The sequence below is a fragment of the Acinetobacter sp. 16 genome, from assembly GCF_033439925.1.
Classification (GTDB): Bacteria; Pseudomonadota; Gammaproteobacteria; order Pseudomonadales; family Moraxellaceae; genus Acinetobacter; species Acinetobacter junii.
In genome coordinates this window covers 831,328-853,497 of the sequence record NZ_CP137746.1, presented here as the reverse complement: position 1 = coordinate 853,497, position 22,170 = coordinate 831,328, and the positions used below count along the sequence as shown (strand labels likewise).

The 22,170-nt window shown below is 38.5% G+C and carries 26 protein-coding genes and 1 tRNA gene; 9 read left to right on the top strand and 18 right to left on the bottom strand.

Translation table 11 applies throughout. The annotated features are described in order from the left end of the window. The first annotated feature begins 542 nt into the window (after positions 1–542). The 4 genes from R2H34_RS04160 to R2H34_RS04145 all read left to right on the top strand — a co-directional run bounded on the left by R2H34_RS04160 (position 543) and on the right by R2H34_RS04145 (position 5,382). The gene (locus R2H34_RS04160) at positions 543–3,377 is read left to right on the top strand and encodes a ribonucleoside-diphosphate reductase subunit alpha (RefSeq protein WP_087539977.1); all 2,835 of its coding nucleotides are present in this window, start codon (positions 543–545) and stop codon (positions 3,375–3,377) included. A gap of 62 nt (positions 3,378–3,439) precedes the next feature. After that, positions 3,440–3,568, top strand: a complete 129-nt coding sequence (locus tag R2H34_RS04155; RefSeq protein WP_004799830.1) for a hypothetical protein — start codon at positions 3,440–3,442, stop codon at positions 3,566–3,568. A gap of 24 nt (positions 3,569–3,592) precedes the next feature. After that, complete coding sequence (locus tag R2H34_RS04150) at positions 3,593–4,057, top strand: hypothetical protein (protein WP_004682967.1); 465 nt, start codon at positions 3,593–3,595, stop codon at positions 4,055–4,057. A 41-nt stretch (positions 4,058–4,098) separates the two neighbouring features. After that, positions 4,099–5,382, top strand: coding sequence for a ribonucleotide-diphosphate reductase subunit beta (locus tag R2H34_RS04145; protein WP_042892281.1), 1,284 nt, complete (start codon positions 4,099–4,101; stop codon positions 5,380–5,382). 162 nt (positions 5,383–5,544) lie between these two features. Here the strand turns inward: R2H34_RS04145 and R2H34_RS04140 are convergent, their stop codons facing one another. Continuing rightward, entirely contained in the window at positions 5,545–6,513 is a 969-nt protein-coding gene (locus R2H34_RS04140) for a hypothetical protein (RefSeq protein WP_052417826.1), read from the bottom strand. Positions 6,514–6,659: 146 nt separating this feature from the next. Here R2H34_RS04140 and R2H34_RS04135 point away from each other — a divergent pair, with 146 nt between their 5' ends. The 3 genes from R2H34_RS04135 (at position 6,660) to R2H34_RS04125 (ending at position 9,778) form a co-directional block, all read left to right on the top strand. Continuing rightward, complete coding sequence (locus R2H34_RS04135) at positions 6,660–6,938, top strand: hypothetical protein (protein WP_171133397.1); 279 nt, start codon at positions 6,660–6,662, stop codon at positions 6,936–6,938. Positions 6,939–7,191: 253 nt separating this feature from the next. Then, on the top strand, positions 7,192–7,899 hold the full coding sequence (locus R2H34_RS04130; RefSeq protein ID WP_042892283.1) for a hypothetical protein: 708 nt from the start codon (positions 7,192–7,194) through the stop codon (positions 7,897–7,899). 1 nt (position 7,900) lies between these two features. Continuing rightward, positions 7,901–9,778: a Mu transposase C-terminal domain-containing protein gene (locus R2H34_RS04125; protein WP_042892284.1), complete on the top strand. Its 1,878-nt coding sequence runs from the start codon at positions 7,901–7,903 to the stop codon at positions 9,776–9,778. 255 nt (positions 9,779–10,033) lie between these two features. Here R2H34_RS04125 and R2H34_RS04120 read toward each other — a convergent pair whose 3' ends face one another. The 16 genes from R2H34_RS04120 to R2H34_RS04045 form a co-directional block, all read right to left on the bottom strand. After that, entirely contained in the window at positions 10,034–10,669 is a 636-nt protein-coding gene (locus R2H34_RS04120; protein ID WP_042892286.1) for a nuclease-related domain-containing protein, read from the bottom strand. A 113-nt stretch (positions 10,670–10,782) separates the two neighbouring features. Next, entirely contained in the window at positions 10,783–11,250 is a 468-nt protein-coding gene (locus R2H34_RS04115; protein WP_042892287.1) for a DMT family transporter, read from the bottom strand. Positions 11,251–11,520: 270 nt separating this feature from the next. Continuing rightward, positions 11,521–11,597: transfer RNA gene (locus tag R2H34_RS04110), tRNA-Pro, on the bottom strand. A 328-nt stretch (positions 11,598–11,925) separates the two neighbouring features. Continuing rightward, entirely contained in the window at positions 11,926–13,086 is a 1,161-nt protein-coding gene (locus tag R2H34_RS04105) for a tyrosine-type recombinase/integrase (protein ID WP_057061221.1), read from the bottom strand. A gap of 94 nt (positions 13,087–13,180) precedes the next feature. Further along, positions 13,181–13,909, bottom strand: a complete 729-nt coding sequence (locus R2H34_RS04100; RefSeq protein WP_318342455.1) for a 3'-5' exonuclease — start codon at positions 13,907–13,909, stop codon at positions 13,181–13,183. A gap of 10 nt (positions 13,910–13,919) precedes the next feature. Next, a complete protein-coding gene (gene ssb, locus R2H34_RS04095; RefSeq protein WP_053469834.1) occupies positions 13,920–14,273 on the bottom strand; it encodes a single-stranded DNA-binding protein in 354 nt (117 codons plus the stop codon). Then, positions 14,270–14,470 carry a hypothetical protein gene (locus tag R2H34_RS04090; protein WP_279990717.1) on the bottom strand — a complete coding sequence of 67 codons (201 nt, stop codon included), beginning with the start codon at positions 14,468–14,470 and terminating at the stop codon, positions 14,270–14,272. The genes ssb and R2H34_RS04090 overlap by 4 nt, the downstream gene beginning before the upstream one ends. After that, positions 14,463–14,774 carry a hypothetical protein gene (locus tag R2H34_RS04085; RefSeq protein WP_208476793.1) on the bottom strand — a complete coding sequence of 104 codons (312 nt, stop codon included), beginning with the start codon at positions 14,772–14,774 and terminating at the stop codon, positions 14,463–14,465. The genes R2H34_RS04090 and R2H34_RS04085 overlap by 8 nt, the downstream gene beginning before the upstream one ends. A 3-nt stretch (positions 14,775–14,777) precedes the next feature. Further along, positions 14,778–15,260, bottom strand: coding sequence for a hypothetical protein (locus R2H34_RS04080; protein WP_279957664.1), 483 nt, complete (start codon positions 15,258–15,260; stop codon positions 14,778–14,780). Positions 15,261–15,263: 3 nt separating this feature from the next. After that, the gene (locus R2H34_RS04075) at positions 15,264–15,767 is read right to left on the bottom strand and encodes a hypothetical protein (RefSeq protein ID WP_279957663.1); all 504 of its coding nucleotides are present in this window, start codon (positions 15,765–15,767) and stop codon (positions 15,264–15,266) included. A gap of 2 nt (positions 15,768–15,769) precedes the next feature. Then, positions 15,770–15,994 carry a hypothetical protein gene (locus tag R2H34_RS04070; protein WP_279957662.1) on the bottom strand — a complete coding sequence of 75 codons (225 nt, stop codon included), beginning with the start codon at positions 15,992–15,994 and terminating at the stop codon, positions 15,770–15,772. Continuing rightward, complete coding sequence (locus tag R2H34_RS04065; protein WP_318342454.1) at positions 15,991–16,428, bottom strand: DUF2528 family protein; 438 nt, start codon at positions 16,426–16,428, stop codon at positions 15,991–15,993. The genes R2H34_RS04070 and R2H34_RS04065 overlap by 4 nt, the downstream gene beginning before the upstream one ends. Before the next feature lie 70 nt (positions 16,429–16,498). Then, on the bottom strand, positions 16,499–19,219 hold the full coding sequence (locus tag R2H34_RS04060; protein WP_318342453.1) for a toprim domain-containing protein: 2,721 nt from the start codon (positions 19,217–19,219) through the stop codon (positions 16,499–16,501). Between the two features lie 15 nt (positions 19,220–19,234). Then, entirely contained in the window at positions 19,235–19,414 is a 180-nt protein-coding gene (locus tag R2H34_RS04055; RefSeq protein ID WP_031982467.1) for a hypothetical protein, read from the bottom strand. A gap of 4 nt (positions 19,415–19,418) precedes the next feature. Beyond that, complete coding sequence (locus R2H34_RS04050) at positions 19,419–19,664, bottom strand: hypothetical protein (protein WP_057061227.1); 246 nt, start codon at positions 19,662–19,664, stop codon at positions 19,419–19,421. A 13-nt stretch (positions 19,665–19,677) separates the two neighbouring features. Beyond that, positions 19,678–19,872 carry a ribbon-helix-helix protein, CopG family gene (locus tag R2H34_RS04045; protein ID WP_031982464.1) on the bottom strand — a complete coding sequence of 65 codons (195 nt, stop codon included), beginning with the start codon at positions 19,870–19,872 and terminating at the stop codon, positions 19,678–19,680. A gap of 83 nt (positions 19,873–19,955) precedes the next feature. On the opposite strand from R2H34_RS04045, the gene R2H34_RS04040 reads away from it, so the two are divergent. Next, entirely contained in the window at positions 19,956–20,306 is a 351-nt protein-coding gene (locus R2H34_RS04040; RefSeq protein ID WP_031982463.1) for a hypothetical protein, read from the top strand. 54 nt (positions 20,307–20,360) lie between these two features. Here the strand turns inward: R2H34_RS04040 and R2H34_RS04035 are convergent, their stop codons facing one another. Beyond that, positions 20,361–20,912, bottom strand: a complete 552-nt coding sequence (locus tag R2H34_RS04035; RefSeq protein ID WP_270900474.1) for a hypothetical protein — start codon at positions 20,910–20,912, stop codon at positions 20,361–20,363. A 573-nt stretch (positions 20,913–21,485) separates the two neighbouring features. On the opposite strand from R2H34_RS04035, the gene R2H34_RS04030 reads away from it, so the two are divergent. Further along, the gene (locus R2H34_RS04030) at positions 21,486–22,142 is read left to right on the top strand and encodes a hypothetical protein (RefSeq protein WP_318342452.1); all 657 of its coding nucleotides are present in this window, start codon (positions 21,486–21,488) and stop codon (positions 22,140–22,142) included. Positions 22,143–22,170: the final 28 nt, after the last annotated feature.

Genomic DNA, 22,170 nt, shown 5'->3' with positions numbered 1-22,170 from the left:
TTGCCCCTACAATCAGAGAGAATCTATCTTTAAAAATCTGACAGATACATTGGTTTATGTTTTGCAATATACACACGTTTACATTGTAAACAAGTAGTCGTTCACCAAACTGATACACGGCAATATAGTTTTGTTATATTTTTATTAAAATTATGAATTTTAATAGGTTTTTAAATTTTAAGCTCAGTTTAAGAGCAGAATGAATTTTGAGTATAGATTTTGTACCAGTGTTAAACAATTTGTTTCTTAACTGATCGATACTGATTTAAGTGTTTGTTTTTTGAGTTATCCACAGAGTTATCTATAAGCCTTTTTAGACGGCTTTGTTATGCTATGTGCCTGTGAATTCAGCAGTTAAGACATGAAAAAAAATTTACTAAAATGTCAAGGATTGATCTGCTGTTAAAAATCCCGTATCTTGTGTTGAAAATAAACTTTAACCACTAAGTATTGTGTTTATCCCTCAAACATCGTGGCATACTTTTTGCTCGATTCAAACGGTCCATGAACATAAAAATAGATGATAATGGAGCTATGCTGACATGAGCATCATCACTTCTACTCCTGGCCAACTTCAGGTTATTAAGCGCACTGGCGAAATTGCGACTTTTAATGCTGAGAAAATCTCTGTTGCGATTGGGAAAGCATTTTTAGCTGTTGAAGGTCAACAAGGAGCAGACTCAAGTCGCATCCATGACCGTATTTCTCAACTTACTGAAATGGTAATGAACACGTTTAAACGTCGTTTACCATCTGGCGGTACGATTCACATCGAAGAAATTCAAGATCAAGTTGAATTGGCACTCATGCGTACAGGCGAGCAAAAAGTTGCTCGTGCTTATGTGATTTATCGTGAACAACGTGCAACTGCTCGTCAGCAAACAGGTGCAAATCACCATCCAACATTGCAAATCACCGATCACAACGGTCAGCTCCAACCGTTGGATTTAGATGCGCTTACAGCAACGATTGAAACTGCAAGCGAAGGCTTGGAAGGCATTGACGTTCAAGCGATTGTCGATGAAACCGTTAAAAACCTTTATAACGGCGTAAAAGAAAGTGACATCGCAACAACGATGATGATGGCGACTCGTACGCGTATCGAACAAGAGCCAAATTATACTTATGTGACTGCACGCTTGTTATGTAATGAGCTTGTCGGCACTGGATTAGAATTCTTAGGTTTATCAACAGATACATCTGAGAATGATGCTTTAGAACCTTTCTTGAAGAAAGGGATCGAGCTTGATCTTTTATCTCCTGATCTTCTTAATTTTGACCTTGCTAAATTATCAGCAGCGATTCAACCTGAACGCTCAAATCAATTTACCTATCTAGGTCTACAAACTTTATTCGATCGTTACTTCATTCATTCAAATGGTGTACGTTTTGAATTACCACAATTATTCTTTATGCGTGTTTCAATGGGTCTCGCACTCAATGAAGAAAATAAAGAAGAGCGTGCAATCGAGTTTTATAACTTATTATCTAGCTTCGATTACATGGCATCTACGCCAACGCTATTTAACTCAGGTACATTACGCCCACAACTATCAAGCTGTTATTTAACAACAATTGGTGATGACCTATATGACATTTATGGTGCGATGCGTGACAACGCAATGCTTTCTAAATGGGCTGGTGGTTTAGGTAATGACTGGACACCTGTACGTGCTTTGAACTCATATATCAAAGGTACAAATGGTAAGTCTCAAGGTGTTGTTCCATTCCTTAAAGTAGCGAATGATACCGCAGTTGCTGTTAACCAAGGTGGTAAGCGTAAAGGTGCAGTTTGTGCGTACTTAGAAACTTGGCACTTAGATGTTGAAGAATTCCTAGAATTACGTAAAAACACAGGTGATGATCGTCGTCGTACTCACGACATGAATACAGCGAACTGGGTTCCTGATTTATTCATGCAACGTGTATTTGAAGATGCTGAATGGACATTATTTACACCTTCAGAAACGCCTGACCTACACGACCTAACAGGTGCTGAGTTTGCTGAACGTTATACACATTACGAAGCAGTAGCAAAAGAACAAAACATGCTACACAAGAAAGTACGTGCCAAAGACTTATGGCGCAAAATGCTTTCGATGTTATTTGAAACAGGTCATCCGTGGATCACATTCAAAGACGTATGTAACTTACGTTCGCCACAACAACACGTTGGTGTGGTGCACTCATCAAACTTGTGTACTGAAATTACATTGAACACAAGCCAAGATGAAATCGCTGTATGTAACTTGGGTTCGATTAACCTTGTACAACACGTTCAAGGTGGTATGTTAGATCGTGAGAAATTAGCTCGCACGATTAAAACTGCGGTACGTATGCTCGATAACGTAATCGATATTAACTACTACGCTGTACCACAAGCGAAAAACTCGAACTTAAAGCACCGCCCTGTCGGTATGGGTATCATGGGATTCCAAGATGCACTATATGAAATGGGCATTGCTTACGGTTCAGATGCAGCAGTTGATTTTGCTGATGAATCTATGGAAGTGATCAGTTACTACGCGATTCAAACATCAAGCGATCTTGCGCTTGAGCGTGGTGCTTATTCAACATTTAAAGGCTCATTGTGGGATCAAGGCATTCTACCAATCGACTCTTTAGAGTTAGTTGCTAAATCACGTCCTGAACGTATGTTCGAAGTTGATCGCACTCAACGTTTGGATTGGGATAGCTTACGTGCCAAAGTTCAAAAAGATGGTATGCGTAACTCAAATGTAATGGCGATTGCTCCTACTGCAACCATCTCTAACATTTGTGGTGTGTCTCAGTCGATTGAGCCAACATTCCAAAACTTGTATGTGAAATCTAACCTTTCAGGTGAATTCACAGTGATCAACCCTTACCTTGTTCGTGCATTAAAAGATCGTGGTCTATGGGATACCGTGATGGTAAATGATCTGAAACACTTTGAAGGTTCAGTTCAGAAGATTGCACGTATTCCTGAGGAATTGAAAGCAATCTTCGCGACAGCTTTTGAAGTGGAAACTCGTTGGATCGTTGATGCAGCATCACGTCGTCAAAAATGGATTGATCAAGCACAGTCGCTTAACCTTTACATCGCTGGTGCAAACGGTAAGAAACTTGACATTACCTATAAGATGGCATGGTTACGTGGTCTTAAAACGACTTATTACCTCCGTGCTTTGGGTGCAACTTCTGCTGAGAAATCAACAATCAATACGGGTGCATTGAACGCAGTTAAACCAGCATCAGTTGAGGCTCCTGTCGTTGCAGCTCAAGCGGTTGAAGATAAGAAACCAGAAGCTCAAGTTGAAGAAGATGGTTTCACTACAGCAGCTCCAGTTCCAATGGCATGTTCAATTGACAATCCAGACTGTGAAGCTTGTCAGTAATTTAATCCAATAAAGCACCCTTCTTTATAGCAAGAAGGGTTCTAAAGATTAAGGCAAAGAGTATGATGACTATGACTCATAACTATATGTTGGGATTAGCTGTTCTGATCTTTGCCTTTATTTTCTTTTATGTACCGATGGTTTATGCATTTTTAGCCATTCGTAAACAACAGCGTAAGCAAGATCAATAAAGTGCTTTATTGGGAAGTAGAACTATGCTTCAAACTGATTTAGAACGATATGCTAATGCTCCTGCTGTTTTAGTACAGATTTATGTCGATCGGATAGTACTTCATTATCCATCTTCTACAGAATATCTAACTGAATGTGCACAGTTTTCACATCCACGTTCGTTATTAGGTGATTTTAGTATCGCTGAAACTACATTAACGCAGTTACTCAAACGTGGTGGTGGCGGTTTTAAGTATTTAGCTCCTTATATGTTTATTCAAGCAATGGAGCGAATGGAATTTGGTTTAACACAAGTAGAAATACGAGCATTACAAGAGCTAGGGCTAAGTAGCGGGGCAAGAGCGATTGCCATTTATGATGAAACAGGCAAATTATTAACGCCAAACTCACTTCCCGCAACTATCAATCTCAAACGTTTAGCGATGATGGGATTGATTATTACCCTTTTTGTTTTGCTGTGTTTCTTATGCGCCATTTTCATTTTTTAAAACTGCAATGTAAATAAATTAAGATTATAGTGAGATTAAATATGTCTATCCTTAGCTGGGACGATTTTGAAGATGATTCGCAAAAACCGACTGCACCTGAACACAAGTCTGCGTCCCTCGACTCGCAAAAAACGGTTAATACGCAGGTGGTATCTAATGCAGAGCAATCATCGCCGAGCATGGCAACTGCACAACCCGTTGGAGCCAGTGCCAACCGAGCAACAAATCCAACCGATTCGTTGGCTAGAGCATCTGCAGCCCTAGATCATTTGGACGTTGCACCGGGCTTAGAAGAGCTTGAAATGGGTGCTCAGCGTGTACAAGTTGACGACAAAGCCATGATCAACTGTCGTGCGGATTTAAACCAACTTGTTCCATTCAAATATGAGTGGGCTTGGCAAAAATACTTGGATGGGTGCGCAAACCACTGGATGCCACAAGAAGTTAACATGAACCACGATATCGCACTTTGGAAGTCTGAAAATGGCTTAACCGAAGATGAGCGCACTATCGTTATGCGTTCTTTAGGTTTCTTCTCAACAGCAGATTCATTGGTTGCGAACAACTTGGTTTTGGCGATTTATCGTCATATTACAAACCCTGAATGCCGCCAATACATTTTGCGTCAAGCATTTGAAGAAGCGATTCACACGCATGCTTACCAATACTGTATCGAATCTTTAGGTATGGACGAAGGTGAAGTCTTCAACATGTACCGTGAGATTCCAAGTGTTGCACGTAAAGCATCATGGGGCTTGAAATACACTCAATCTTTAAGTGATCCTACATTCCACACAGGTACGCCTGAAAACGATCAACGTTTACTTCGTAATTTGATCGCATTCTACTGTGTACTAGAAGGTATTTTCTTCTACTGTGGTTTTACTCAAATCTTGAGTATGGGCCGTCGCAACAAGATGAATGGTGTTGCTGAGCAATTCCAATACATTCTACGTGATGAATCAATGCACTTGAACTTTGGTATCGATATGATTAACCAAATCAAGATTGAGAACCCTCACCTTTGGACTGCTGAATTCCAACAAGAAGTGATTCAAATGATTCTTGAAGGTACGATGCTCGAGATCGAATATGCACGTGACACTATGCCACGCGGTGTATTGGGCATGAATGCAAGCATGATGGAAGAATATTTGAAGTTCATCTGTAACCGTCGTTTATCGCAACTTGGTTTACCAGAGCAATTCGCTGGTGTAACAAACCCATTTGCATGGATGTCTGAGATGATGGACTTGCGTAAAGAGAAGAATTTCTTCGAGACGCGCGTAACAGATTACCAAACAGGTGGTGCTTTGAGCTGGTAAGTATTTGCTCACGTCACGCGACACATATGTTGTCATTTGCGACACATAAGTTGGCAAAGAACGACACATAAGTTGTCATAGACGACTAAATGAAAAGGCTGCAATTCGCAGCCTTTTTACTATCAGTAATAAATTATATGATTCAAAACCTAATAACGGTCTTTAATCAGAGAAAAGGTCAAAAGGTGGGAATTTGTCAGAATGTCCTGTTAACAGTTGCTCTTGTCCCCATTGTTTTAATCGTTGCTCACTAATTATTCGTCCATCTTTAGAAAAAATCGGAGCGGAAAAGGCAAATTGTAAATGAAATCCTAACTTACCACTCAACCAATCAGCGGTTGCGTGAACCCCATCTTTTTCATTCATCCCCACTCTACCTCGGTCTTCCATGGCAAGCCGAAAATTACACAGTTGTCTCACCTCATGAAAGAATTGATTTTCACACTGAATATGAATCCCCTTTCTCCCATCATGTGCAAGTGGAAAGACATACACTTGCATCAATTTTATCAACTCAGCACAAAAACTAGATGAACAGAATGGTAGATATGTACACATAATTAAAAGCGTTTGATAAATCGATTGCCCTATTTTTAGTGCTAGCGTCCGTTCATTTCTATTATCAGCGACTCGAAGAAAAATTATTTGTGCTGCCAAAGAATCTAAGTTTGCTAAGCGTATCAATCGAGAAAGATTTTTTCTGGTTAAAGTTGATACTAACTCACTAGAATTCTTAGATTTATTTGTTTTATATAGAACATTCTGAACACCCCATGATAATTGCCTAATACCCTCTTTAAGCATCCAATCTAACTTTTTCTTCCCCTTTATGACCTCCCATAAAACACTATTAATGATAGTAGAGCTACCAGGAGCATGAAACTCAGCAGCAGCGACTAAATTTGGCTTTGGTGTATGTATGCCTGAACGATAAACCACCCATTTATTGTGGTGATAAGGAACACCATAAACACTTTGGCCAAAAGCCTCTGGTTCAATAATTCTTTCAAGTTGACAAGAATTAGAGGCCGACAAATTAAGCTTCAGATTCTCATACCACAGTGACACTCTTATGCCATCTATATGATCTCTTCTTGGTCGACCAGGCATTTTTTTGATTTTCGTCATCATCTACGAAAAATCCGAAAATAAAAACATTATCATTAAAAATCAGCTATATGAATAAAAAAATAAGATTAAAGTTTTACTATTTCGTAACTCATGGACTCTCTAATGAACAAAATATATGATGTTGTTTAGACAAGACAGGACATGGCATGACAGGAATGCAACACATTACCCCAGTTAGTGTAGAAACCATTGAACGTGAGCTTTTTGAACGCCATGGCCCGATGATTGCAGATGATGCATTACGAGTGGCTCTAGGCTATCGATCCACTGATGCATTCAGAAAAGCACTTACAAGAAAAACTGTACCTATCCCAGTCTTCTCTGTTGAAAACCGTCGCGGGAAATATGCACTAGTCAAAGATGTAGCGAAGTGGTTAGTCGAACAACGTAATGCTGCTATTACGCAACAAGAGCTTAAAAAATAGAAAAGTTTAAAAACTACTGATTACTCAGATTAAAAGCCAACAACATAAGGAGAAGTAAGCCATGACATAAAATTTTACTCAAATAAAAAACGGACCCTTTCGGATCCGTTGGTTCTATACGTGAAAGTACAGAGATGTGAGAATCCTAGTATCTTCCGTATAGAGCCAACAGTCAAGTTTTGCGTATTTTTTGCGCAAGAATTAACTCATCCCTAAAAATGGGATGAATGGCTATACATACTGGAAATACTATATGTACGCTTTTTCTTTTGATGATAAACACAATCCTCATCAATCTATTCTCAATCAAATTAATAACGCTTTTAAAGCAGAGCCGAATCTTGCCTCTACAATCCATGGTCAAAGGAAAATCTACCAAGGTTGCTATGGACGAAGAACTGCACTTTTCCCCAGCGCAAAATCTGGAGGCTCCATTCCTACCGAAAGTCGTCTTGAATTGGCATACGCTATTTGTCTTGAGAAAAACCCACAGGTTAAATGTTTTAGATCTCAAGCTCTCAAAATCGCTCTTGGACAAAAAGAATTCTGCTACCCAGATTTCTTAGTCAAAACAATCGATAACCAATATGAAGTTCATGAAATTAAACCTAATATCTCCAGTCTATCTGTAAACGATCTAGACAAATTTCTTTGGTTAGCAAACTTACTACATTCTCTAAACATTACATTTCGACTGATTGACCAGAAAAGCTTGCCATCAAATAAGGATCTACAACAATTACAACATTGGTATCAACGAGGTCATACATGCTCTTGGACAAAATACGAAATCGAACTCGCAACAGAAGCATTGAAGCCACATAAATTCAGCCATTCCGAGCAAATATATCAAACCCTACAACAAGCAGATCTCGATCCCCGATTAGGTGATTACTTACTTTTTCATGAAGTAATCACTTTGATTAGCCACAAAACTTATTATTCAGGTGAGGAGGTTTAAAATGGAAAAGCCATTACTGATCCCCCAACCAGGACTTCGATTTACTTTTGCTGATCATGAACATGTATTTGAAATCACATCATCTAATTATGGTGTAATCCGTTATGCAGCAATTGCAGGAGGAAAACCATGTTCTATTCCCACCAGTACATTTGAAACTCGATATAAAAATGGAGAGATTCAATGTATCTTCGCTCCAGAAAAACTATTCATCAATACAGACAGTTGTTCAACCATTCGTCGCAAGGAACGCTATGTACTCACTGCCCTAGCAAAACTGCCAGCCCCCACTTCTATTGAACCACTACGAGAACTCATTCAAGAGATTGCAGCAGAGATTAAAGATTCCTCTCCACCATCAGCAAGAACTGTTACGCGTTGGATATTGCAATATCGATTGAGTAGTAATAGCGCTCTCAGCCTAAGTGAACAAGGTAAAGGCAACAAAACACTAAGATATCCACCTGAAGTCTATCAAATCATCAATCAAGGAATTTCAGAAATTTATCTACAACCAGAGCATCGAACAAGCAAAGATGTGAGGGCATTCGTATTAGGTAAGTTTATAGAACAAAATCTTTCTCTTGAATATTTACCCAGCAGTAGATCCATACAGCGTGCCATTGCAAGATTAGACCCATATATTGAAATGCGTGTTAAGAAAGGGAGTAGAGTCGCTCGTAAATATTTTCAAGCTGCAGGCATAAGTACTCCAAGCCCATTTGCTCTATATACCGTAGAAATAGACACCCATTATTTAGACATCATTGTCATTGATCCTGAAACTGGGCGAGCACTCGGGCGACCGTTCCTCGCTTGTGCCATTGATACATATTCACGTGCAATTGTCGGGACTTACATCAGTATGTTTCCGCCTAGTGCATTGACAACTTTAGCCCTAATCAAAGACATGATTACACGCCCTAATAAAGATCTACCAGGTGGCATCCCTGCTATTATCATTCCAGATAATGGAGTCGAATTTAAAAATAATTCACTAGCGCGCGTATGTGAACAACTCAAAATTACTATTACACCATCGCAAATTGGAACACCAAACAACAAACCTCATATCGAGCGTTTTTTTGGCACATTGACAAAGAGTATTCTGCAAAAGCTTCTTGGTACAACCTTTTCCAATCCTACGGCACGAGGAGAATATGACTCATCAGGCAAAGCAAACCTTACTTTAGACAAGGTTAAAGAATACGTCGATTCTTGGATAAACACGGTCTATCAGCAAACAGTACACAGCTCTACTGGACGAACACCCTTTCTTGCTTGGAATGATGCTATTGAACAGATTAAGCCCTCCTCATTAACTAAAACCGATGCTGATATTATTTGTAGAAGACCAGTTGACCGAAATATCAATCATGGACAAGTTATTATTGATGGGCTTAGCTACTTTTCACACGCACTCACTACATTGAAAGCTGACGGCATCAAAAAAGTCACTGTACTTGTTGATGATTTAGATCTGAGCAAAGTTTATATCATACACCCAGATAAAAAGGATCTGGTCATTCAAGCAGACTCTACTCAACCTGAATACACGTATAACCTATCTCGCAGTGTTCATCTGGAAGTTCAGAAGCGTAAAAAACAAATGTCTGAATCCGATAAACAAAGACTGGGTAAACACGCGGATCTTTATAATTTGTATCTGCTTATGAAAGATATACAAAATGATCTTGTCCGTAAAAAACCAAAACTGAAGCAACTCAAAATTGAGCTACCTAAGCAGCTTACACGACTGGAGTCTGAGTTAACTTCTCATCCAAGTAATGAAGAACTCACAGCTATCCCCCAGCAACAGAATGCTCCACAACCAGCTTTAAGTTTTGGTTCACTTAAGGTGAAAAGAAATGATAAGTAATCAATCTATCTATGAACATATAAGTCAGCTTACCACCTATCACTACAAAGTCAAATGCTGTTTGTGTCATTGCTATCCCTGTTATTTTCATTCTTTCAAAATGCGAAAAGATTATGCTCAAATGCACATCTAAATATTCGTCTACTTGTCTAACAGACTTGATTATTCCTCATAAAAAGTAACTGGATATGAGGCAAAGTACAATAGCCAAATCTGGCAATACGATTGAGTTAAATCATCAATTTCTACAGTCACTTATAAAGTGGATTTCTTTTCTATTTCCTTTTGCTTTAAATGCTCAACATGCAAACGATTTGTCTTCCAAGAAGGCTCTAATACTTCTTTTTCAATTCGATATTTAATTCTTTTGAGCTTCATAGGACTAATCACCTGTTGATCAAAACGTTTTACGTATTCAATCCAAGCTTTACTACGAAAGACATTTTCAGGCATATCTGTTTTAAATTCGCTTCGAGCTGTAAATACAACAATAGAATGCAAATACTGCGGATCAACAACATCACTTAAAACCATTTCCAATACTTTAATATGCTTATAGTTTTGGTGTAACGGATTCTGAAATTTATAACTTTTCTTATAAATTTTTTGTGTCCACTGCTTCTGGCGAGCATTTCCAAAAATCCATCCCGTATAGTTTTTAGTTTCAACAATAAAAACACCATAAGGGCTTATTAAAATATGATCAATTTGAGTCGTCCCGTCTTTCTGATCAGGTAAAGTACAATTATTGAGCAATATATATTCAGCACTTAAATACTTAGCAACATGCTCAGAAACCATAAACTCACCAACTTTCCCCTTGAAATTCGGTGATTTGAGATATGTAACTACAGCAAGCATAAGAAGAATTAAAATAATATAAAAGAACATACTTCCCCATGAATATTTTATTTTTTAGAAATTAAAATCAACAGCATCAAATATACAATATATTTATCAAAATATTATTATAAAAACTGAGTTAAGAACCAATTCGTAATATTTTATTTGGTCGCACTTCTATATTCTCCAAATAGCATAATCAAACCACCAATAAAAATAAAAAGTAATCCAAATAATTTAAAAGCATCTATTTTCTTTATTTGCATCCCTAATAAACCACTATGATCAATTAAGGTAGCAAAAATCATTTGGCCTAGAAATATCCATAATAGTGTATTGGTTGCACCGATATGTGGAGCTGCCACAAACATACACAGAATATAAAGTGAACCCAAAAAACCTGACAACCACATCCACCAAGATGTATTTTGATAAAGTGGTGGTTTCACCGTTCCATCCATCCACAATGCAATAACAAGCGAAGCAATCGCACCGCCTATATAAAGAAAAAAGGTCGACTGTATTTGGCTTGCACCACTGCTATGACGAAAGGCATTAATGACTGCCAATTGTAATGGAACAACTAGCCCACCTAATATACTAATCAAAACATAATGAATATTTTGCATTCATTGACTCTCATTTTTAGGTTTCTAATTTTTATGAACTAATTTGATTGAGTAACTCTTACTCCAAACTATCTTATAAAAACAAATACCGCATCAAACATTCTATAGTTCAATTGTGACTCAACTACTTTTGATTAAATAATGAAAGCTTGGAGATAGAAATAATTTCAGAAGAGTAAATAAGTTTTAATTATTTAATTACATAAGATATAAAAATACAGACGTAAAAAAACCGCTGATTAGCGGCATTTTATCTCATCTTTAAGATGATGGTCGGAGCAGTAGGATTCGAACCTACGACCCCCTGGTCCCAAACCAGGTGCACTACCAGGCTGTGCTATGCTCCGATTACTCTATAAAAGAGTGGGGTGAATGACGGGATTCGAACCCACCATAATCTATGTATTAGCTCTATATTTATTAATAACTTAGCTTACACACATCCGATAGATGGGTTAAATATGGGAATTTAGTCATATTTAGATCTGAATCAAACTTACTCATACTTTGATTATTGATGTTTTTTTCACCATTATTTTTCAATGACTTATACTTGTTTGTTGAATAGACTTAAAATGAAGTAATGGAGTAATAAATAAAAAAAGTGCCTTAATATTTAGGCACTTATAGTAAAAATATTATGTCTATTTTGAGGTAATTAAAAAGTAAGTTTCATTACATCGAAATATAGTTATTCAGCTTAGTGATGTAGTCTGGCAGATCTTCTGCGATTAACTTTCCATAATGTTTATAGATCATTGACGTGTCACTATGGCCAAGCTGTTCTGCTATCCACTCCGGAGGAACTTGGCCAGAGGTTAAAAGCTGGCTGGCAAAGGTATGCCTACCCTGATTGATTCCACGCCCACGCACCTTCGCCTTTTTTAAATGCTTATTCCAGCGGTATCGGAGTTCATGGTATTCAAAGTGATTTGAACGTTCATGATTGATCCAAACAAAGCGCAATTTTTCAGTTCGTTTTGTTTTGTTGTCACGCTGCAGTACTTCGATGGTTTTGGGTCTGGTATTCCCTGTCGTTTGATACTGTTTTTTTAGTGCTTGAATAGCCGGTTCGAGCAGCTTGATTCTTCTTTTTCTACGCCGGTTTTTAGTAACTCGATAAATACCACGGACATAGGATCTGGATATTTGAATGGTACCATTCTCCAAATCGATATCTTCCCAAGCGATCGGGATTTGCTCTGACATGGATAAACCTGTCCAGAAAAGGCATGGCAATAGGTTTTGAATGTCGAGATCCGTTTCTGTATTTAGGATCATAGCGATTTCAACTTTGCTAAATGGATCTGGCTCTGGTGGATCAAGCTGGTGAATCACAATATTTTCAAATGGATTATATGGCATTTGCTTTTCATCTCTCCAGATCGCATGGATCTGTGCGAATCGGGTAATTATTTCACGTACCGTTTTATTGTTGAGTGACTCCTTGAGATCCTCAATCCATCTTTTAAGCATGTTGGTATTGATATCTTTGGGATGAATTTTCCCAAATTTAGGCACAATATGATTGTTTACATGACCACGATATGAATCGTATGTGCTCGGTGCGACTTCTCTTATAGTTTGATCAAGATATTGCTGGGCATAGTAGCTGACTTGATTTTTTTTGATGTTTTTGGAGTTTGGGAAGTGTTTTGCCAGTTGAAATTGATCGAGCTGGATCTCTAATTTTATGAGGTTGGCCAGCTTCTCTGCACGTTCCTGATTTTCAGGTGTAAATGGCCAGTCGAGTGTTTCTTTAATCAGTGGTTCAGTTGCGATCGGTCGCATCCAGATGCGCATCGATTTTCCGCGAATTTCTAATCCTGCAGACATAAAAAGTCCTACATTTAAGTATCTTGAATGATTGGGGTTATTTTAAAAGATTGCACCTCCGTTCGGAGGTGCATGAAAGGTGCTTTTGAGCAGCTTAAATGAATGGAAGCTCTTCTTCTTCGCGTGAAAGAAGTTCAGTCTCGATTGCAGTCAGTAAATATTGATCATCTGACTTTCTTGCAATGTATTCCAGATCATAGCTGGATAGATCTGCAATGGCTTTACCTCGATGTGGTCCATAAAAAATATGGGTGGGTATTCTGGTCATTTGTGAGAATTGGTAAAGCTCTTCCATTGATTTGATTTGTCTTGCACGAACAATATTCAATAAAAGCGAATATGTCGTTTTGCAATCATTCAATGCCGAATGAGCACCTCTGACACCGCGCCTTGTCGCTTTTCGATCTTTGCTTAATTGGTAAGCCAAAGCTGTTAATTTATGAGACTCAAAATGTGGCCAAAGGTATCTTGCCATTGCTAATGTACAGATCCGCTTAATATGTGATGCATCTGTACCTGCACGTTCAATCGCATCAATGTCGTAATCAATATTGTGGCCGATCATATATTCAATATCGTCTTTTGGTAATTTGAACTTGGTAAACGATGGGCATTTGACAAGATCTTCATCCACAATATGATGTATGGCCATTGCAGCGATTGAGATTGGCTCACTTGGTTTGTAGCGCTTAGTAAAGTCAAACATGCTTGGAAAAATAGGAATATCAGATCCGAAATTAGTGAAAGTCACTTCCATTGCTGCAGCTTCAATAATATCGCCATGTAGTTTATGTGTTTCTGTATCAAAAATGAGAGCAGTCATATTATTTACCTCACACTGGACTTGCGATCGGAGCACTATCGAGTGCTTGAAGGTTATGAACCTTCACTTCCGTGATGTAGTTTTCTTGTCGGTTTTGATCTGTCCATTTACGTGTGTGTAATGAACCTTCGATATATACTTTTGAGCCTTTTTTAAGGTATTGACATGCAATTTCACCCAAACGGCCATGTGCTACGATGCGGTGCCATTCGGTATTTTCACGATATTCACCCGTTTGTTTATCTTGCCAACGTTCACTGGTTGCAATTGAAAATTGCGCGTAACCGCTGCCGTTCGGGAAATGCTTAGCAATGGGATTTGCGCCGAGTGATCCGACCAGGATAACTTTATTGATTCCTCTCATGCTGCTAGTACTCCTGTATCGATCAGGCCTTGACGTTTCATCACATTTATTTTTGCATGTACGCCCATTCGATCACGCTGAAGTACTTCTGCAATGCGGTGCACCGGATAGTGATCTTTAAGCATTGAAAGCAAGACTTTTTCTTCGCAAGGCCACCATCCACCACGGGTGATGGCAAATTTTGAGTTTTTAGCCATTAGACTTCTCCTGGTCTAATTCACAACGACACTTACCAATTCGAAAATATTCAATTGGCCCTGGTGCATCGATTGGAGAAAACTCTCCTCTATTAAATTCATATATCTTATTTTTTGATTTGATACTGAATTCATCACCACTGATATCGATAATTTTTCCGATGAAAGCTTTTTGATTAATGCTTACAAGGCCATTACCAATTGGTTTTCGGGTTTCGAGCATACAATTGACTTCGTCACCCACCTTAAATGAATCAAAATCAGGAAGAATAAGACCACCACATTTACAATGATATTTAGACATGATTTATCCCTCTTGAGCCTGTTCTTCACGCATTTCCTGAATGCACTCTTCAAGATGCTGGATACAACGTGCTTTAGAATTAAAAGGTCCCTGCCAGCACTCGTTAAAATGGATGTCCCATTCCACTATTCCGTGCTCTTCAATTTGATCCATCTGAACTGTGCCAAAAAATGGAACGTCGTGGGCAAACCAGGATCTATTGTCATCTGTACCAAATTTGATTTTTGAGTTTTGAGCGATCGCTTCTGCCTGATAGACCTTTTCGGCATGTTTGATCAGGTTAGATACTGGTGTGCCTTTCATAAACCATGTTTGGCCGATCATGCAGTGGTTTTGTAAGGTATTAGAATCAATCGTTGTTAGAAATGTTGCCCAACACAATTGGGTTGTAGGATCTTCATACATTTCAAGCTGCTGATTCCAAACGATACTAGGAAGATCACGAGCCATAAGTACTTCAAATTGATTATTCAGTTCTGATGTCATGACTTATCCCTCCAAGCCTTGTTCTTTACGAGCTTCTTGTTCTTTTTCCTGATGTAGTTCTTCAGCTCGTTGAATTGCTATCTCAGCAGCTTCAATCATATTTTTGGCTAAGATCCATTGTTGTTGAAAATACCCTCCTAGACTGTTCGAATGATATTTTCCATCTTCAGAAAATTTAAAATTGAATGGAATTCTGATCGAAATAAGAATTAAAAATTCTAATTCGTTACAAGCTCGATAAAAGTCTTGGAGAACATCACCAGCGAACTCTTCTATTTTGTCCTCTACTTTTATCCAACCAAGTGTAGATTCTAATGCCGGGCATTGCTTTAGAAGTGAATTGCTAATCCAGTCTTCATGGGCCTCGCCAAGAAATTCGATGAATTGGTCAGAAACATTATGAGCGTCTGATGCTGTAAGACTTGGAATATGCAAGATTTGCTCAAAACATACATTTGTGTCGTACATTTCTGAAATTAGTTTTTTTGGAAATTGGCTAGTAGACATATTTAAGCTCCCAGTACCGCATTGCTTGGCATATTTTTAAGAATTACAACTTGCTGATTTGACCATCTTTGACGAAATTTTTTTTCATAGTCAGATAATGGCCGTGCTACCAGTGGTTCCTTTCTTTTTTTATGTGCATAGTTGCAGCGTTTGCAGTAGTCGCTACCACCAGAAAAGTTTGGATGGTTTAAGTGTGGTGTTAAAACTGCAGTAGAGATATCGCTCATGATGAAGCTCCTTCTGCTTGAACCGGTTCAAACTCAAAATCATCACCGCTGATGTAATTATCAAAATAGAGTTTGGTGATTTCAAAGCAATCTGAGTCCCAACCTTCTTCCTGAAAAATAGTGTTAATTCCCCATCTATATGGCGGATATCCGACACTTGCTTTTCCTTGAAAACACGCATTGAAAACGTCAACCGCAATCATCTTTAACATGACTTTGACGATGTCTCCCCCATTCTGATCTAATCTGTATTGATGATCCGACCAGAATGTATTGTGTTCATGCAGCATTTCATCTGTGCATTTAATGACTAATGTGAACTGAAGATCACACGTATCACTCATGTGGTGAGTAACTTTAAAGGTACGTGGTTCACAGCGAAGATATTCAGGAATTTCCGCTTGTGGTGTTTCTACGTTAGAATCGTTTTGCATGATTGCTCTCCGGTGGTTATGTGACACATACAGAAGTTGCCGCTTTTGTATGTGTGTTCAAATTTTGGGATTAGTCCCGTTGTGACACTGGTTTTTCGAAGATCCAGCATCGTTTGGTTGAGTTAGTAATTTTGCTTTGTATGGCTTTATTGGCTTCAACAAAGCGGTAGTGAATACTGTGTCTTAAAGCAGCCTGTAGCTCGTTCAATTCGGGTAATGAATAACGATAATCCGCTGCAACCTTGTATAAATGTGCAAAATTGAGTGCAATGAGATCTGGTTTAGCTGAGTGATTTACATTTGAATCTTTATTAGCCACAAGGCGTATTTCAGATTCCATTTCTTCGATGGTATTCCAGAAGTTTTGAACAATGATTGAATCTGATTTGATGACCTTGTCGCGTGTTTGAGCCATTGCAATAATTTCATCTTGAACTTGCTTCTGGATCTGCAGCGGTATCTCGACAATGTGCTTACACAGTGAATCGAATAACGCCAAAAATTGGGCATGGTTTTGGACTACGCGTGAGCTACGGACGTTATATTTCTCATCATGTAGAATCGAATCGTACTTTTCAAAACTCTCTCTATACGTTTCTAAGACTGCATTTTCTTTGTTCAAGCAATTTAAAATGAACTGACTTACATCTTGTGGCTCATATTTTTCAAGCCTGCGAGCTGCGTACAGGCTGCTTTTGCTGAGCTGGTCTTTTGTGAATTTGATCTGAACGATACGTTCCATAATTGGTGTAGTAGATACAACCTCTGCATTTTGGCTCACAATAATGGTGCCCATAAAAGGTGGCTCGTAAGTTTCATTGCCACCGTTTTTAACGCCCTGTGCGCCGAGTGATCCGCCATCGAACAATGTCTTAAGTGAATCCCAATCGAACTGCTTTACTACCCCTTTTTCATTTTCTCGCTCTGATTCAATCAAGACCACTGGAAGGTTAGAGACTTGTCTGAAGGTACGAATCAGACCTGATTTCGTTGATTTGACTGGATCGATGCCCTCGTACTTAATACGACCAAACAACTTCCATAAGAATAAAAGCAAAGTAGATTTACCTGTTCCTGGTTCACCACCGGCTTCGAAAAATGGAAAGGATTTATGCATCTTTCTAATTTGCTGTGCATATAAGCTGCCAAAAAATGCAGTTAAGGTGACTAATCCACGGACGCTATAAGCATCGATTAAGTCATTAATCCATTCCTTTTTATACTCATTCATCTTTGCATTGATATCTAAAGCGAATGGTTTACGGCATTTAAGATTTGTATGCCGTGGTAACTCAAAATAGTCTTCTTTATTGATCAGGAATTGACGACCAGATTGATATGCAATGTCGCCAAGTACATAGGCTTTATGATCTGCGTTGTAACCCATATAATTGATCAATTCGACACGTTTAATATCGGTCAGTTCTCTTTCTAAAAAAGCATCAAGCTGATTGCTATTGCCTTTGTAGAATTTACCCGGAGCGACATGCAATAAACGCTTTTTAAACTCTGATGCAGATGATATGTGTGATGCGCTGAATGTATTTTTTATGGTTTTTGCGCCACGCGGAAAATCGATCTGAAAGTAATAATCGGCTTCGTCAATTTCTGCCATGTATTGATAGTAAAGTCCGCGTGGACGGCAATCCATAATGAGCTTGGCATCGGCAGCAGCTAAAATTGCAGCGTCACGACGTTCAGCAATGGCTTGGTCTTTTTCTTCTTGCGCCCAATCTTGATTGTCATCGTTTTCAAAATCGATGCCTTTCATATAGTCATCGTATTTGTCCATATCAAGCTTGAACCAATAGACTTGATTGTTGAAGTCGAATGGAAATGACTTGGTACCTTTATGCTTGTAGATAAGTATGCCTTTATCCACAGCTTTTTCTGCAATAAGCAATGAACCGTAATATTTGTAGGTTTCAATATCTGTAAATTTAAGTCGATCTTGTTTGTATAGATCGTTCCAGTCCGTTTTTTTGCGACCGGCTGGTGGAAGTGCTGCTTCACATTCAAAACCATCGGCTCTTGCTTGCTCTATAAATTTTAAAATTCCATCATGGCCAGCTTGGTCATTATCAAATGCCCAGATCAGTTTAGGTAATGGTTTGCCTGTTTCGGCACATTTAGCCAAAATTTGGTTTAGGAAAATTGAAGGATAATTATTGCAGCTTAATGCTGAAAAACTGGTGATACCTGATAGCCAAAGCGCGATGGTGTCGAAAATACCTTCGGTAATCCAGATTTCTTTTGATTCAAAATAATTTGTGTTTGGTGTGAGCCATGCATGATTTTGAGATGACCATCCAAATTTGAAGGTCGTTTTCTTTAAGACGCCTTGTTCGTCTAGGATGCGTTGCCACCAGCCTTCATTGCCATTTTGATCTGTAATTGGAAAACGGATGGTGATAGATCCAACATGTAGATCTGGATCTTTATAGTACTCTTGGGTGTATGTGAGTGATTTGAGTTCGTCGATGTTAAAACCACGACCTTCAACCAAATAGGCGTTTACGGTTTTAAGTGGATCTTCTTGAGTTGGTTTAAATCGTTTTTCCCATTTTTCAAATAGTTCGGGAAAAAGTTCTTTAACATGGTTTTCGGTACCACAGTTATTTTTGCGTGGGCAGAATACTACCCACGGCTCGTCAGGGTGCACCCATGCTGATGCTTCTTTATGATTACATGACGGACATCTGCCACGTAATTTATTACCACTTTTTAACTTAAAGCTATAAACATCCATGAGTTTATCTATAACTAAAGCTTTGGTTTCTGGAAACATCATCTTGATTGAACTGCCTTAAAAAAAGTGCTGTTTGCGTTTTACTTCTTCACCTGCAAGATTTAACAATTTTTCTTGAATGCGTTCTCTTGCTAGGTATTCCATAGTTTCTTCAACTGTGGCTAAGCCAAGTTGTTTTTGTACCTCTTGCACAATTTTGAGTTCTTGTTCAGTCAGTACGATTTCTCTTGTGAGCATGTTTTCAGCTCCTTGAAAGCTGTTCTTGCGCGCCTTCACTTAAGAATTTTTGCAAATTAAAATCATCTTCAGGATCTTCGATAAGCGTTTTAATGGCTTGCTTCATAACCATCTGACGGATCAAAACACTGATTTCAACTCCAGTAAGATTTGAAGCTGCAGTAAGTAGATTAGTTTCATCGATAGTTAGATTGATGCTGAAACGATTATCACGAAGTTGTCTTTTGATGCGTCTTGGTTGGATTGACATGATTTTTACCTCGTTAATTAGTGGTTGCTTGTTTTCCAACGAAATAGGTTTGTGCGATGAGACTTGATCGACTCATGTCAGTTTTTTCAACAATAGCGTCGAGTTCGTCCACTTCTTCTTTGGGTAGATACACAACACAGCGGACACGCCCACCATTAATCTTTTTAGATCTAGGACGCGTAGCGTAAGGTGAAATTTGTTTGCTCATACGGTACTCTAGGTAATAGTGGTATGCTAAGGCACACTATAGCACATTATTTTGTTCTTTAAATACATAAAGGAAATATTTTTATGCCGTCTATTGACCCTGAAATTTCAGGTGAAATTGCTCATCGTTTCAAAGTTGAGCTGGATAACAAGCATTTACGTGCTAAAACGTTGTCACGTGAGATAGGAGCAAGTGAAAATACGTTGGGAGCGTATGTGCGTGGCAATGTGCCGGACCAGTGGGTTTACCTGAACCGTTTGCAGAAACAAGGCGTTGATATTCGTTATGTGCTGCTGGGAATAGATCCGGACTTTAGCGGCTTAACCAGTGAAGAAAGTGTTTTGCTAAAGGCATATAGACAACTAAGCCCTGAAGGACAGGCTGCGTTACTTGGCTTAAGTAAGGCGTATGCAAAAGATGTGGAACCCAAATAATGACTTATAAATAAAAAGCCCACGCATAAACGTGGGCTTTTTTTAATTCAATTTTTACTCTAGTTGATCCTGTACTTTTTCAAGTTTGTCTTCAAGATCTATGAGTTTATAAATCAGATCGTTGTTGTTGTAAGTCACCTGAGTGTCGTTTCCGACGGCTTCGAGTGAATTTCTCCAAATGCGTAGTGTGGCTAATGCTTGATCTAATAGAAAATCATTGTCATAAGGTTGCATGTTTTTATCTCTCGCAATTCTATTTAATTGAAATTGCCAGACTGCAACCGAGGTGTTATTCCAGATTGGACTGGTAACCTGATGTACTCCCAAATACTTAGGATAAGTTAAATCATTTAGAGCTAACTCTAAGATTTTTATATCTAATTTATCTATTGAATGATCAGTTTTTGAAAGTTGTTCTATTAAATCGTTAATTTGATCAGGACAAATCGATAGAAATCCGATTGTTGTATCGTGATTAAATGTGATTTGTGCTTTGACCAATTGATCGACCATATTAAAAAACTGCTGGCAGACAAGCTGGCTTTTTTCGTTTGTAGCATGAACACGATCTGCGATCGGTACATACGGAATAATGTTCTCGTTCATAGCTGCCATGCTCCTGCCAGTAAGTACATTGAGCCTAATAATAGAAAAAATATAAATGCGATGATGGCTGGATGCATGACTACTCTCCCAAAAATAATAGGGAAAATGTAATAAAGCAGATGCAGAAATAGCCCATACAATCGAACTGGATTTTTAGGCGTTTTTGGCGCTGGAGCTGGCGGAGACGTTGGTTATAGGCCGTTAAGCTATAGATAGCAGTGTGCTCTTGCACATGATTAGAATTTTTCATGATGATTTCGCTTTGTGTAAGTTTATTGCAAACCTACCGCCATCACTTTCCTAGAATGATGGTGGCAGACCGAACAAGGCTAGGAAAACCGTCCACAAAGCTAACGGCCAGCGCGAAGCTGCCCTGCCCGATCTACCATAGCGAGTATAGCCGATTAGACATTTTTGACAAAAAAATAGTCGCTTAAGCGACGATATTTTATGCGCTTTGTGGAATGAACAGGTTTCCTAGGCCTGTGCGCAGATTTTGCTGCGTAAATACATGTTGCCTATAGTGTGCCACTATGTCAAGATAGTGATTCAGTATTTTTATAACTTACTAAAATGATTGAGATTTTATTCATTTGTTTAGTGATATGGATACTCTATGCTTGGAAAACTGGAAAGTTTAGTAAAGAAAGCCAAGAAAAAAATAGAGCTGAGTTAAAACGAGATTGGAATAAATTAAAACAAAATTTTAAAACAAGCTTTAAAAAGCCTGAAAGTAAGCCAGATGATGATCGGAAAGACGAAATTTCAAAACCAATATTGACCCAAAAACAAAGGGAGCTTCAGAAAAAAGAACGTATAAAATATGCAGAAGAATTGGCAAAAAAACATGGCACTCGATCTGAAGTGATTGATGAGGAAAAGAGAAAGTTACAAGCGCAAAGAGATTATGAATACACATTAAAGTTATTAGGTCAGTCTGGTACATCGCGCTATACAGATGACGATACCGTCTACCGCAGTTTGCCTGAAATTCCCTACTATCGTTACGTTTTAGAGTATCGAGATGCAAGTGGTAGTGTGACCATTCGAGGAATTGATATTACACGTATTCATAAGGGTTACCAAAATACTCGCTGGTATTTTGAAGCAGACACAGACGATGGTGAACGGACGTTTAAGTCGCAACGAGTGATTCGGTTAAAAGACCAGTGGACAGATGTCACTTACAATACGGCAGAGGAGATCAGACAACATCTCTTAACAGGTTGACCAATTTTGACGTTAAGATTCGATAAAG

What these genes read in the sequence shown, in the direction of transcription:
- R2H34_RS04160 (WP_087539977.1), top strand. Translation starts at nt 543, where the DNA reads ATGAGCATCATCACTTCTACTCCTGGCCAACTTCAGGTTATTAAGCGC.
- R2H34_RS04155 (WP_004799830.1), top strand. Translation starts at nt 3,440, where the DNA reads ATGATGACTATGACTCATAACTATATGTTGGGATTAGCTGTTCTGATC.
- R2H34_RS04150 (WP_004682967.1), top strand. Translation starts at nt 3,593, where the DNA reads ATGCTTCAAACTGATTTAGAACGATATGCTAATGCTCCTGCTGTTTTA.
- R2H34_RS04145 (WP_042892281.1), top strand. Translation starts at nt 4,099, where the DNA reads ATGTCTATCCTTAGCTGGGACGATTTTGAAGATGATTCGCAAAAACCG.
- R2H34_RS04140 (WP_052417826.1), bottom strand. Translation starts at nt 6,513, where the DNA reads ATGATGACGAAAATCAAAAAAATGCCTGGTCGACCAAGAAGAGATCAT.
- R2H34_RS04135 (WP_171133397.1), top strand. Translation starts at nt 6,660, where the DNA reads ATGACAGGAATGCAACACATTACCCCAGTTAGTGTAGAAACCATTGAA.
- R2H34_RS04130 (WP_042892283.1), top strand. Translation starts at nt 7,192, where the DNA reads ATGTACGCTTTTTCTTTTGATGATAAACACAATCCTCATCAATCTATT.
- R2H34_RS04125 (WP_042892284.1), top strand. Translation starts at nt 7,901, where the DNA reads ATGGAAAAGCCATTACTGATCCCCCAACCAGGACTTCGATTTACTTTT.
- R2H34_RS04120 (WP_042892286.1), bottom strand. Translation starts at nt 10,669, where the DNA reads ATGTTCTTTTATATTATTTTAATTCTTCTTATGCTTGCTGTAGTTACA.
- R2H34_RS04115 (WP_042892287.1), bottom strand. Translation starts at nt 11,250, where the DNA reads ATGCAAAATATTCATTATGTTTTGATTAGTATATTAGGTGGGCTAGTT.
- R2H34_RS04105 (WP_057061221.1), bottom strand. Translation starts at nt 13,086, where the DNA reads ATGTCTGCAGGATTAGAAATTCGCGGAAAATCGATGCGCATCTGGATG.
- R2H34_RS04100 (WP_318342455.1), bottom strand. Translation starts at nt 13,909, where the DNA reads ATGACTGCTCTCATTTTTGATACAGAAACACATAAACTACATGGCGAT.
- ssb (WP_053469834.1), bottom strand. Translation starts at nt 14,273, where the DNA reads ATGAGAGGAATCAATAAAGTTATCCTGGTCGGATCACTCGGCGCAAAT.
- R2H34_RS04090 (WP_279990717.1), bottom strand. Translation starts at nt 14,470, where the DNA reads ATGGCTAAAAACTCAAAATTTGCCATCACCCGTGGTGGATGGTGGCCT.
- R2H34_RS04085 (WP_208476793.1), bottom strand. Translation starts at nt 14,774, where the DNA reads ATGTCTAAATATCATTGTAAATGTGGTGGTCTTATTCTTCCTGATTTT.
- R2H34_RS04080 (WP_279957664.1), bottom strand. Translation starts at nt 15,260, where the DNA reads ATGACATCAGAACTGAATAATCAATTTGAAGTACTTATGGCTCGTGAT.
- R2H34_RS04075 (WP_279957663.1), bottom strand. Translation starts at nt 15,767, where the DNA reads ATGTCTACTAGCCAATTTCCAAAAAAACTAATTTCAGAAATGTACGAC.
- R2H34_RS04070 (WP_279957662.1), bottom strand. Translation starts at nt 15,994, where the DNA reads ATGAGCGATATCTCTACTGCAGTTTTAACACCACACTTAAACCATCCA.
- R2H34_RS04065 (WP_318342454.1), bottom strand. Translation starts at nt 16,428, where the DNA reads ATGCAAAACGATTCTAACGTAGAAACACCACAAGCGGAAATTCCTGAA.
- R2H34_RS04060 (WP_318342453.1), bottom strand. Translation starts at nt 19,219, where the DNA reads ATGATGTTTCCAGAAACCAAAGCTTTAGTTATAGATAAACTCATGGAT.
- R2H34_RS04055 (WP_031982467.1), bottom strand. Translation starts at nt 19,414, where the DNA reads ATGCTCACAAGAGAAATCGTACTGACTGAACAAGAACTCAAAATTGTG.
- R2H34_RS04050 (WP_057061227.1), bottom strand. Translation starts at nt 19,664, where the DNA reads ATGTCAATCCAACCAAGACGCATCAAAAGACAACTTCGTGATAATCGT.
- R2H34_RS04045 (WP_031982464.1), bottom strand. Translation starts at nt 19,872, where the DNA reads ATGAGCAAACAAATTTCACCTTACGCTACGCGTCCTAGATCTAAAAAG.
- R2H34_RS04040 (WP_031982463.1), top strand. Translation starts at nt 19,956, where the DNA reads ATGCCGTCTATTGACCCTGAAATTTCAGGTGAAATTGCTCATCGTTTC.
- R2H34_RS04035 (WP_270900474.1), bottom strand. Translation starts at nt 20,912, where the DNA reads ATGAACGAGAACATTATTCCGTATGTACCGATCGCAGATCGTGTTCAT.
- R2H34_RS04030 (WP_318342452.1), top strand. Translation starts at nt 21,486, where the DNA reads ATGATTGAGATTTTATTCATTTGTTTAGTGATATGGATACTCTATGCT.